The sequence below is a fragment of the Actinoplanes sp. 13 genome, assembly GCF_056134165.1.
Window position 1 is genome coordinate 240,834 of the sequence record NZ_JBVYOQ010000003.1, and the last position, 10,591, is coordinate 251,424.

At 71.9% G+C, this 10,591-nt stretch carries 13 protein-coding genes; 6 read left to right on the forward strand and 7 right to left on the reverse strand.

The features are described from left to right. Positions 1 to 35 precede the first annotated feature (35 nt). From AC0NH5_RS08825 to AC0NH5_RS08840, 4 genes are all read right to left on the reverse strand, one after another. A complete protein-coding gene (locus AC0NH5_RS08825; RefSeq protein ID WP_474401760.1) occupies positions 36 to 461 on the reverse strand; it encodes a DUF1810 domain-containing protein in 426 nt (141 codons plus the stop codon). Beyond that, positions 454 to 849: a ChaB family protein gene (locus AC0NH5_RS08830; protein WP_474401761.1), complete on the reverse strand. Its 396-nt coding sequence runs from the start codon at positions 847 to 849 to the stop codon at positions 454 to 456. The genes AC0NH5_RS08825 and AC0NH5_RS08830 overlap by 8 nt, the downstream gene beginning before the upstream one ends. Next, positions 836 to 1,906, reverse strand: coding sequence for a glycoside hydrolase family 32 protein (locus tag AC0NH5_RS08835; RefSeq protein WP_474401763.1), 1,071 nt, complete (start codon positions 1,904 to 1,906; stop codon positions 836 to 838). Before AC0NH5_RS08835 ends, AC0NH5_RS08830 begins: the two co-directional genes overlap by 14 nt. Positions 1,907 to 2,037: 131 nt before the next feature. Further along, positions 2,038 to 3,012: an SDR family NAD(P)-dependent oxidoreductase gene (locus tag AC0NH5_RS08840; protein WP_474401765.1), complete on the reverse strand. Its 975-nt coding sequence runs from the start codon at positions 3,010 to 3,012 to the stop codon at positions 2,038 to 2,040. Positions 3,013 to 3,182: 170 nt separating this feature from the next. On the opposite strand from AC0NH5_RS08840, the gene AC0NH5_RS08845 reads away from it, so the two are divergent. The 3 genes from AC0NH5_RS08845 to AC0NH5_RS08855 are packed head-to-tail and all read left to right on the forward strand — an operon-like array spanning position 3,183 to position 4,822. Then, the gene (locus AC0NH5_RS08845; RefSeq protein WP_474401766.1) at positions 3,183 to 3,527 is read left to right on the forward strand and encodes a hypothetical protein; all 345 of its coding nucleotides are present in this window, start codon (positions 3,183 to 3,185) and stop codon (positions 3,525 to 3,527) included. A 43-nt stretch (positions 3,528 to 3,570) separates the two neighbouring features. Further along, positions 3,571 to 4,380, forward strand: a complete 810-nt coding sequence (locus AC0NH5_RS08850; RefSeq protein ID WP_474401767.1) for a MerR family transcriptional regulator — start codon at positions 3,571 to 3,573, stop codon at positions 4,378 to 4,380. 43 nt (positions 4,381 to 4,423) lie between these two features. Continuing rightward, a complete protein-coding gene (locus AC0NH5_RS08855; RefSeq protein ID WP_474401769.1) occupies positions 4,424 to 4,822 on the forward strand; it encodes a VOC family protein in 399 nt (132 codons plus the stop codon). 12 nt (positions 4,823 to 4,834) lie between these two features. Here the strand turns inward: AC0NH5_RS08855 and AC0NH5_RS08860 are convergent, their stop codons facing one another. Next, positions 4,835 to 5,746: a LysR substrate-binding domain-containing protein gene (locus AC0NH5_RS08860; protein WP_474401771.1), complete on the reverse strand. Its 912-nt coding sequence runs from the start codon at positions 5,744 to 5,746 to the stop codon at positions 4,835 to 4,837. Positions 5,747 to 5,818: 72 nt separating this feature from the next. Between AC0NH5_RS08860 and AC0NH5_RS08865 the strand changes: the two genes are divergently transcribed. Continuing rightward, entirely contained in the window at positions 5,819 to 6,745 is a 927-nt protein-coding gene (locus tag AC0NH5_RS08865; protein WP_474401773.1) for a DMT family transporter, read from the forward strand. Here AC0NH5_RS08865 and AC0NH5_RS08870 read toward each other — a convergent pair. Continuing rightward, complete coding sequence (locus tag AC0NH5_RS08870; RefSeq protein WP_474401775.1) at positions 6,705 to 7,646, reverse strand: aldo/keto reductase; 942 nt, start codon at positions 7,644 to 7,646, stop codon at positions 6,705 to 6,707. The genes AC0NH5_RS08865 and AC0NH5_RS08870 overlap by 41 nt on opposite strands. Positions 7,647 to 7,696: 50 nt before the next feature. On the opposite strand from AC0NH5_RS08870, the gene AC0NH5_RS08875 reads away from it, so the two are divergent. Then, positions 7,697 to 8,059: a MerR family transcriptional regulator gene (locus AC0NH5_RS08875; RefSeq protein WP_474401776.1), complete on the forward strand. Its 363-nt coding sequence runs from the start codon at positions 7,697 to 7,699 to the stop codon at positions 8,057 to 8,059. Continuing rightward, entirely contained in the window at positions 8,056 to 8,394 is a 339-nt protein-coding gene (locus tag AC0NH5_RS08880) for a VOC family protein (RefSeq protein ID WP_474401778.1), read from the forward strand. The genes AC0NH5_RS08875 and AC0NH5_RS08880 overlap by 4 nt, the downstream gene beginning before the upstream one ends. 75 nt (positions 8,395 to 8,469) lie before the next feature. On the opposite strand, the gene glgX is transcribed toward AC0NH5_RS08880, so the two are convergent. After that, positions 8,470 to 10,578 carry a glycogen debranching protein GlgX gene (gene glgX / locus AC0NH5_RS08885; protein ID WP_474401780.1) on the reverse strand — a complete coding sequence of 703 codons (2,109 nt, stop codon included), beginning with the start codon at positions 10,576 to 10,578 and terminating at the stop codon, positions 8,470 to 8,472. Between the last annotated feature and the right edge of the window lie 13 nt (positions 10,579 to 10,591).

Genomic DNA, 10,591 nt, shown 5'->3' on the forward strand with positions numbered 1-10,591 from the left:
CCGACCTTAAGGCCGCCGCGGTCCCAGGCCCGCGGCTACACCCGATTGAGGCCCAGAAGATCGCGGGTCCGCTGGTCGGGACCGTCGTAGTACCGGTCGAGCACCTGCGTGAACAGCGCGGGCGAGGGGGCCGCCGCGGCGAACAGCGTCATCGACGAGCGCAGCTTCAGGTCGTCGGGGTGTCCGAAGATCTGCGCGGCGGACCGGCCGGTGACCGAGAGCAGCGCCGTGCAGCATTCCTCGAGCCGCGGCCCGAGCACCGGGTGCGCCAGATAGGCCCGTGCCTCGTCCAGGTCCCGGATCGCGAACTCGCGCGCCGTCGGGCTGGACCCCAGTCCGGCCAGCTGGGGGAAGACGTACCACATCCAGTGGCTCCGTTTGCTGCCCGCGCGGAGTTCGCCCAGGGCGCGTTCGTGGACGCCGGCGCCCTGGGCCTGCACGAACCGCTCGAGGTCAGCCACGCGCCCGCCGGGTCGCGCGGTCGTTGGCCTTCTGGATGGCCTCGACCAGCTCCGGCTTGGTCATCCGGGACCGCCCGGTGACGTCGAGCTTGCGGGCCACCTCGAGCAGGTGCTCCTTGGTCGCGTTGGCGTTCACCCCGCCGGCGGTGTCCGCCTCGGTGCCGCGCCCGCCGGCGGCCTTGGCGTCGCTCGGGCCCTTCTCGTCCTTCGGCTCCCAGTGGTCGCCGACCTTCTCGAAGGAGTGTTTGACGGCCGAGAACGCGGTGCGGTGCGCGCGCTCGCCCTCGCCGTACTGGTCGACCGCCGAGTCGTGGGTCTTGATGAAGGTTTCCTGTGCCTTCTTCGGGGACCGCTTGAGGGTCTCCGGCAGTTCGTCACGTCCAGGCATGGGGTCCTGGTTGCCCGGTGCGCCCGCCGCCAAACCGGGCGACCCGCACGCCGGCGGGCCCGGGCGCGGGGCGGCGGGCCACGCCGAGCCCGCTGACGCCTTCGACGGTCACTTCGACGATGTCGGCGTCGGCGAGGACCAGGGTTTCCGCGCCGGCCGGCATCCGCAGGATCACCTGGCCGTTGTCGCGGACCTCGCCACCGGCGGCGGTCAGCCCGCTCGCTCCGTTGATCAGGTAACGGTCGAGGTGGGGATGCGGGGTGGCGATCAGGTGCTCCGCGCGTACCGAAAGGATCCAGGGAAGGCTGAGCGTGCCCGCCCAGGCCGACCCGGACGGTGCCGCCGCGTCTCCCAGGCGGGCCAGCGCGCAGCGGCGCCCGGCCGCGTCGACGAAGGTCACCGCGGGCCCGAGATGGCCGCGGCCGAAGATCCCCCAGTTGCGCGCGGTGAACGCCCGGCCGTCGTAGTCACCGATCGCGTAGGTGGCGCGCTCACCGCTGGTCACCAGCAGCACCCAGGCGCCGTCCAGCGGGAAGAGCCGCGGGCAGCTCCACTCCTGCGCACCGGAGATCAGCGGCCCGTCGTACGCCCAGCTCAGCGTGTTGCCGGACGAGTACTGATGCACCGCGCCGCCGCCTGCCAGCAGCATCCGCCACTCGTCGCCGGTCCACCACACGTAGGGGTCGCGGATCTCCGGCACGCCGTCGGGCATCGGCACGTCGAGCACGTCCTGCCGGCCGGCGAGCCGGGTCCCGATCACCTCGCCGTGCCGCGCCGAGAAGACCGTCGGGCCGTCCGGGCCGGCGACGACGGTGCCGCAGTGCGGCTCGGTGGGCGGCGGGACGACGGCCTGTTCGGTCCAGAGCACCAGGTCGTCGGAGACCGCCGAGCCCCAGCCCGGGGCGCCGCCGGGCACCGCCGGGTCCGGCCGGTGCTCGTAGTAGAGGTGGTACTGCCCGTCCGCCGGCAGCACCCCGAACAGGTCGCCGACGTGACCGGTCCGCGGCGCGAAATGCACCCGCGGGCGCAGGCCCGGGACGCGAGGTGCGGGTTCCATGCCTCTGCGTAACACCCCCGGCGGACGGACACCAGAGGGTCAACGGCAGATTCTTTTCGCCTACGACCGGAGCACCCCTGTGGGCGGTGCGCCGGTACGACCGGAGCACCCGCCCCGGGCCACCGGAACGGTCAGCCGCGCCGCTTCGTGAGCCGTCCCGCCACGAGGACCCCGGCCAGCGCCACGCCGACCAGCGCGCCCGCGCCGGCCCGGCCCCGCCACGGCTGGCCCCAGATTCCGTGCAGGCCCTCGGTCGCCGGCGGCGTGGGCGCGAAGACGTTGCCGTCGTGCGGGGCCACCGCCTCGCGGGACAGCCCGCCGACACCCATCAGCGGCCCGACCAGCGCGTCGTACAGCGCGGGCGTGGCCACGAAACCGAACTGGATGAGCCGGTTCGCGAGGCCGACGGTCACGGTGCCGCGCGGCCGGCGGGCGCACCGCAGGATCGCCGCGGCCACCTTCTCCGGCGAGTCCACCGGGGGCGGCGGCTGGCCGTACCGGCCCGCGAAGTTCGCCGCGTTGCGGTAGATCGGGGTGTTCACCGAGCCGGGCGAGACCAGGCAGACGTGGATGCCGGGGGCGTCGCGGGTCTCCAGCCGCAGCGCCCGGACCAGCGCCCGCAGTCCCCACTTGCCCGTCACATAGGAGCTGGTGTACGGCGTCACGACAGTCCCGAGCAGCGACCCGGTGTAGATCAGCACCCCGCGGCCCTGTGCCCGGAACCGGGCCAGCGCCGCCCGCGCCACCGTCGCTGCGCCGAGCACGCCGGTGGTCACCACCCGCTCGAACACCTCGGCCGGTACGTCCTCGAACCGTCCGTACGCCATCACCGCCGCCGTGTGCACCCACACGTCGACACCGCCGTACGCGCTGACGGCCGTCTCCGCCACCGCGTCCACGGTTTCCGCCTGCATCACGTCGGCGACCGCCACCTGCACCTGCGCCCCCGCGGCCCGGCACTCGGCGGCGACCGCTTCCAGCGGCACCCGGGAGCGGGCGGCCAGCACCAGCCGGGCGCCCTGCCGCGCGTACGCCAGCGCGGTGGCCCGGCCGACGCCGCTCGAGGCGCCGGTTATCACGACTATGGGCTCGTTCCGTACGACCACCGAGGTTCTCCTGCCAGCCGGATTCCCGCCGCACCTCCTGTGCCCTGACGGGCCCTCTTCACACCCGGGTGACGCGGCTCTCAGCTCCGGGGCCGGTCCGCCGATCAGGACGACGAGCACCGAACCATCCATCCACCCGGCCCGGCACCGGCCGCCGCGAGGAGCTGACCATGACCGGCCTGATCTGGGACCGCGCCGTCACCCACCGGGGCGAGGGCGTCGGCGACCGCCACCTGCGCGCCCTGCTGCTGGTGCACGGCATGGTGACCAACGGCGGCGCCGAGCACGCCGCCGCCACGCTCACCGCCGCGAACTTCGAGTCCGCGGCGGCCGCCTGCCACTATTTCGGCCTGCCCGATCTCGCCGCCGTGATGCTGGAGCTGCCGGCCGCCGGGCACACCAGCACCGAGGCCCTGCACCTCAACGACGCCTACCGCACGCTGGTCCCCGGCGACGCGGTGCTGTTCGACGCGTTCGCCCTGCGGTACGCCACCACCCCGCACGATTTCGACTGAACCGCTTGCCTCTCCTGTTACCGCAAGGGTCACGCTGGTGGGCATGTTGTCGATCAGCGAGTTCAGCGAGATGTGCCACCTGACGCCGCAGGCGCTGCGGTTCTACCACGCCGAGGGCCTGCTCGTGCCGGCCGAGGTGGACGAGCGGACCGGCTACCGGATGTACGCGTTCGCACAGGTCGAGCAGGCCATGCTGATCACGCTGCTGCGGGACGCCGGGATGAGCGTCAAGCTGGTGCGGCAGGCCCTGGACGAGCCGGATCAGGCGATCGTGATGCTCGGCCGGCACCGCGACGAGGTGCATCGGCAGCGCGCCGCCCAGGACGAGGCGATGCAGGCAGCCCTGGCGGTCTTCGACGCGCAGCCGCAGCCGGAGCTCCGGCACGTGCCGGCCACGGCCGTGGTGGCCCGGCTGGTGCCCGGGACGCCGCTCGGGCGTACCGCGCAGGAATGGGCACAGGCCGAAATGATGATCGCGGCCGCCGAGGCCGAGCTCGTGGAGGCGGTGCGGAAGGCGGGCGGCACGTGCACCGGCCGGCCGTGGCGGAGCGTCGCACTGGAGAATCCCCGGATCCTCGACGGGGAAGGCCCGTTCTGGCTGGTGAAGGTGCCGGTGGCCGAGGCTGGGCTGCCGGGCGACATGGTCGTGCAGCGGCAGGAGGCCGCCGACGAGCTGCAGATCTTCATGCCTGGGCGGAACACCATGGCCAAGTACTGCACGGTCGTGCTGCGCCTGCTCGATGTCTCGGCGCGGCACGGCGACGGCCGGATCGCGAACCTCGCCCGCCTGCGCATGGAGGTCCACGAGGACGGTGTACTGAGCTGTGCTCCTCTCGAACACCCGCGGTCCTGACCAGGTCCCGCGCCGCCGGCGGCGCAGCCGATAGCATCGGGCGATGGCTGCGATCGCACAGATCTCTCTCGGCGTGACCGATCCGGACCGCGCCGGCGCCTTCTGGGCCCAGGCCCTCGGCTACGTCCGGCGGCAGCCGCGCTGGGCGGGCGACGACTGGATCGTGCTCGAACCGCCGCCCGGCGCGGTGGGCGCCCCGATCGCCATGGACACCAGCGAGAGCCCGGCGCCCGACCTCCCCCGGATCCACCTCGACCTGGACGCCGGCGACTCCGACCTCGACGACGAGGTGGACCGCCTGGTGAAGCTGGGCGCCCAGCGGGTGGACTGGCCCTTCTATCCCGAGCCGGGTGAGCAGCATCCGGAGGAGCCGCCCTACGTGGTCCTCGCCGACCCCGAGGGCAACCGCTTCTGCGTCGCCGGCCGCCGGCACGCCCGATAGCGCGCCGCGGTTCTAGAGCAACCGGCCGGCCCGCGCCCGCACAGCCGTCAGGAAGGCGGTCAACGCCGGGGCCTCCGGGCTCTCCCGGGTGACGGTGAACAGCCGCCGCCCGAGGCGGGACTCGGCCACGTCCCGCACGGCCAGCGCCGGGTCGTGACCCACCGGCAGCGTCAGCTCGGGCAGCAACGCCACGGCGCCGCCGATGCGGACCAGCTCCAGCTGCACGTCGGCGTCACCGGAGCGGTGCCGGATGTCGGGTTCGAACCCGCCGAGTCCCCGGCAGGTGCCGACGACCATCGCGTGATGGCCGGTGGACTCCTCCGACGCCGCCCACTGTTCGTCCCGCAGGGCCGTGATCGGTACCGGCCCACCCGCCGCCGCCAGCGGGTGCGCGGCCGGCAGCACCACCCGCAGCGGCTCCTCGAGCAGCAGCGCGAGCCGCAGGCCGGGCGGCCGGGGCCGGGGATGCCCGTCGTACTCGTCGCTGATCACCAGGTCGACGCTGCCGAGGCGCAATCCCGGCAGGGCCTGCTCCAGCTCCAGCTCGGAGATCTCCACGCGAACCTGCGGATGCGACCGCCGGACGTCGCTCAGCGCGGGCACCAGCAGACGGCGCGCGGTGGACTGCACTCCCCCGGCGCGCACGGTTCCGCGTACCTCCGAAGCCAGCGCGGCGAGATCGGCCTGCGCCGCCTCGGCCGCCGCCAGCAGGATCCGGGCATGCTGCGCCAGCAGCCGCCCGGCGTCGGTCAGCCGGACGCCGCGCCCGGCCTTCTCCAGCAGCGCCGTGCCGGCGTCCTTCTCCAGCAGCGCGAGCTGTTGCGAGACCGCCGACGGGCTGTATCCGAGCGCTGCGGCGACCGCCCCCAGCGTGCCCCGCTCCTCGAACTCGCGCAGGAACCGCAGCCGCCGCAGATCGAACATGCACAAACTCTAACCAATGTTCTCCATGAATCATCACTGGACCTGAACGGTCTGTGGGCCGACGCTGGAGACATGGGACCGTTCCTCTGCCTCGTCTCCGCCGCCTGCTTCGGCGCGATGGCCGTCTTCGGCAAGCTCGCCTACGACGCCGGCGTCACCACCAGCACGCTGCTGCTGATCCGTTTCGGCCTGGCGGCCGTCGCCCTCACGACGGTCCTGCTGCTGCGCCCGGAGCTGCGACCCGGCCGGCCGGTCGCGCGCCGCGCGCTGGTCACGGCCGTCGGCCTGGGCATCTTCGGGTACGCCCTGCAAGCCTCGTTGTTCTTCACAGCCCTGCGGATGATGGACGCGTCGCTGCTCTCGCTGATCCTCTACACCTACCCGGTGCTGGTCACCGTGGCAGCCGTCCTGCTGGGCCGCGAACGCCTCACCCCGCGGCGGGCCGTCGCCCTGCTCGCCGCCTCGTGCGGCACCCTGCTGGTCCTGCTCGGCGCCGGAGCCGTCGCGTTCCACCCGACCGGCGCCCTGCTGGCGTTCGGGTCGGCCCTCACCTACACCGCTTACATACTCGTCGCCGACACCGTGGTGCACCGCATGCCCCCGGTCCTGCTGTCGGCCCTGGTGATGACCGGCGCGGCGGCTGCCTTCGCGGTGGCCTCGGCCCTCACCGGCGGCGCCGACCCCGGCTTCGAGCCCACGGGCTGGCTCTGGCTGCTGTGCATCGCCGGCATCTCCACGGTCGGCGCCATGCTCACCTTCTTCGCCGGCCTGCGCCGCACCGGCCCCTCCACAGCCGCCATCCTGTCCACCTTCGAGCCCGTGGTGACGATGGTCCTGGCCGGCGTCGTCCTCGGCGAGTCCCTGACCGGCGTCCAGCTGGCCGGCGGCGCCCTGGTCCTGGCATCGGTGGCTGTGCTGCAGCTCCGGAACCGGGAGGCCCGCCGGCCGGACGCCACGGTCAGGCCGCCGAGTCCAGCTTGGCGCGCTGCGCGTCGCTGAGCCGCACCTCCCGGGCGCCCATCGCCTCGCTGACCTGGGCGGCCGTCGTCACACCGACGATCGGGGAGACGGCGACCGGCCCGCCGGCCAGCCAGGACAGCACCACCTGGTTGCGGGTGGCGCCCACCTCCGCGGCCACCTCGTCGAGGGCGGCGAGCCGTCGCTCGGTGCCGGGGTGGGCGTAGGCGTCCGGCAGCGGCCGGTCCGGGCGGGTGTATCCCCCGTCGAGGAGCGTGTTGTACGCCCACAGCCATTGACCGGTCGCGGACACGTAGTCGAACGTCTCCGGCCCGGCGTGCACGTGACCGCTCTGCGGCAGCCCCACCCCCGGCAGCGGCTGCAGGTACGACCATCGCAGCTGCATGGTCGTGTACCCCACCAGCCCCCGGGCCGCCGCGATCGCCCGCGCCTGCTCGACCCGCCACGCCGGGTGGTTGGACGCGCCCAGCCGTCCCACGCGCCCGTCCGCGACGAACCCGCCGAGCGTCTCGACGGTCTCCTCCAACGGCGTGGCGCGGTCCTCGATGTGCGCCCAGTAGAGGTCGACACTCTCGGTCTGGAGCCGGTCGAGGCTTTTCGTCAGAGCGTTCCGCAGCGCCGGCCCGGACAGCCCCTCCACGTGGTCGGGGTAGCCGTTCGGGATGCTCGGCTCCGCCCCCGCCTTCGTGCTCAGCCGCACCCGTTCGCGCATCCCGGCGCGCTTGCCCAGCCACCGGCCGATGATCGCCTCGCTCTGCCCGCCGAGGCCGCTCGGGTCCATCCACCACGAATAGTTGTTCGCCGTGTCGATCCACTCGCCGCCGAGCTCGGCGAACTGGTCGAGCAGGTCCACCGACTGAGACTCGTCGATCCGGGTGCCGAACGCCAGCGCGCCGAGGACGATCGTAATCTTCGTTGCCATGACCGATAGCCTGGGTGCTGGAGCGCGCTCCAGGTCAAGGGGGATTGTTCATGCCATACAAACCGGGTGAGGCCGCCGACCGGATCGGTGTCAGCATCGACACGATCCGCTACTACGAGAAGATCGGCCTGCTGCACGGCATCCGGCGGGACTCGGGTGGCCGCCGGGTCTTCTCCGACGACGACCTGGGCCGGCTCGGCCTGCTGCGCTGCCTGCGCGACTCCGGCATGCCGATCGCCCGGCTGCGCCGTTTCGCCGAGCTGCTGCAGGGCGGCGACGAGACCAACGAGCAGCGGGTCGCACTGCTGGAGGAGCACGACCGGGAGATCGACGAGAAGGTCGCCCAGCTGCGCCTGGAACAGCAGCGCGTCCACGAGAAGATCAAGTGGTACAGGTCGGTGACCGCCGGATGAGGGCCTGGGTCAAGAGCATCACCTTCGACTGCACCGACGCGCTGGTGATCGCCCGGTTCTGGGCCGAGGCGCTCGGCGGCGACCTGGACGGCGACTCCACCAGCGAGAAGGCGTTCGTCCGGGCGCCCGGCTGGGGCGGCCCGAACCTGTGGTTCCAGCGGGTCCCGGAGGAGAAGACGGCCAAGAACCGGATGCATTTCGACCTGCGCGCCCCGGACAGCGACGTGCCCGCCGAGGTCGAGCGCCTGGTGAAGCTCGGCGCCACGGTCGTGACGCCGGGCGACATCACGGTCCTGGAAGACCCCGGCGGCAACGTCTTCTGCGTGGAGGGCTGAGCCCCTTCCGGCGGTACGCGTGAACAGTCCCGTCCCCGGCCCGGCCGATCAGGCCGGACCGGGGCGGGAACCCGGTCAGTAGCGGCAGCGCATCACCGCGAGGCTGTGCCGGACCACCTTGATCTGGGAGCCCGCCTTCGCCGTCTTGCGCCGCCCGGCCAGCAGCGGGTCGGCAGTGTTCGCCATCAGCTCCCACGTCCGCCCGTAATCGCGCGCCGGCAAGGTGAACGCCATGTCCTCGTCGAGCGGGTTGAACAGCAGCAGGAACGAGTCGTCGCGGATCTCCTCGCCGAGGCTGTCCCGCTCCGGGATCCCGTGCCCGTTCAGGAACACCGTCATCGTCATGCCGCTGCGGGTGGTCCAGTCCGCCTCGGTCATCACCTCGCCGTCGCGGCGCAGCCAGGCGATGTCCGGCAGCTTCGAGTCGCCGGCCGGCTCGCCGGTGAAGAACCGGCGGCGCCGGAAGATCGGGTGCTCGGCACGGATCTTCAGCAGCCGGTGCACGAAGCCGGTGAGCACGTCGTACTGCCGGGCGTCCTGCCAGTCCACCCAGCTCAGCTCGTTGTCCTGGCAGTAGACGTTGTTGTTGCCCTGCTGGGTGCGGCCCAGCTCGTCGCCGTGGGCGATCATCGGCACGCCCTGGCTGAGCAACAGCGTGGCCAGAAAGTTGCGCTTCTGCCGCTCCCGCAGCGTGACGATCTCCGGGTCGTCGGTGGGGCCCTCCACACCGCAGTTCCAGGACCGGTTGTGGCTCTCGCCGTCCCGGTTGCCCTCGCCGTTGGCATCGTTGCGCTTGTCGTTGTACGACACCAGGTCGTGCATCGTGAACCCGTCGTGCGCGGTCACGAAGTTGATCGACGCGATCGGCCGGCGGCCGTCGTCCTGGTACAGGTCGGAACTGCCGGTGAACCGGGACGCGAACTCGCCGAGGCTGGACTGCTCGCCACGCCAGAAGTCGCGGACGGTGTCGCGGTACTTGCCGTTCCACTCCGTCCAGTTCGGCGGGAAGCCACCGACCTGGTAACCGCCGTCGCCGACGTCCCACGGCTCGGCGATCAACTTGACCTGCGACACGACCGGGTCCTGGTTGACCAGGTCGAAGAAGGCGGCCAGCCGGTCCACCTCGTGGAACTCGCGGGCGAGCGCGGCGGCCAGGTCGAACCGGAAGCCGTCCACGTGCATCTCGGTCACCCAGTACCGCAACGAGTCCATGATCAGCCGCAGCGACTCGTGGTGCCGCACGTTGAGGCTGTTCCCGGTGCCGGTGGTGTCGTAGTAGTAGGACTTGTCCTGGTCGACGAGCCGGTAGTAGGCCGGGTTGTCGACGCCCCGGAACGACAGCGTCGGCCCCAGGTGGTTGCCCTCGGCGGTGTGGTTGTAGACGACGTCCAGGATCACCTCGATGCCGGCCTGATGCAGCGCCTTCACCATGGCCTTGAACTCCTGGACCTGCCCGCCGCCGCCCGGGAACGAGGAATATCCGGCGTGCGGGGCGAAGAAGCCGATCGTGTTGTAACCCCAGTAGTTGGTCAGCCCACGCTCGACCAGCGTGCTGTCGTGCACGAACTGGTGCACCGGCATCAGCTCGACCGCCGTCACGCCGAGGTTCTTCAGATACTTGATCATCACCGGGTGGGCGAGGCCGGAGTACGTGCCGCGCACGTCCTCCGGGATGTCCGGATGCCGGATCGTCATGCCCTTGACGTGCGCCTCGTAGATCACCGTCTCGTACATCGGGATCTTCAGCGGCCGGTCGTTGCCCCAGTCGAAGTACGGGTTGATGACCACGGACTTCGGGGTGAACGGGGCCGAGTCGGCGTCGTTGAACGAGTTCGGGTCGCCGAACTGGTACGAGAACAGCGCCGGGTCCCAGCGGTAGTCACCATCGGTCGCCTTCGCGTACGGGTCGAGCAGCAGCTTGCTCGGATTGCAGCGCAACCCCCGCGACGGGTCGTAGGGGCCGTGCACGCGGTACCCGTACCGCTGCCCGGGCACCACCCGCGGCAGATAGCCGTGCCAGACCAGTGCCTCACGCTCGGGCAGGTCGATCCTGGTCTCCTTGCCGTCCTCGTCGAACAGGCACAACTCGACCCGTTCGGCCGCCTCGGAGAAGATCGCGAAGTTGGTTCCGCCGCCGTCGTACGTGGCACCCAGCGGGTAGGGGTTTCCCGGCCAGATATGCATGACGCCACGATTC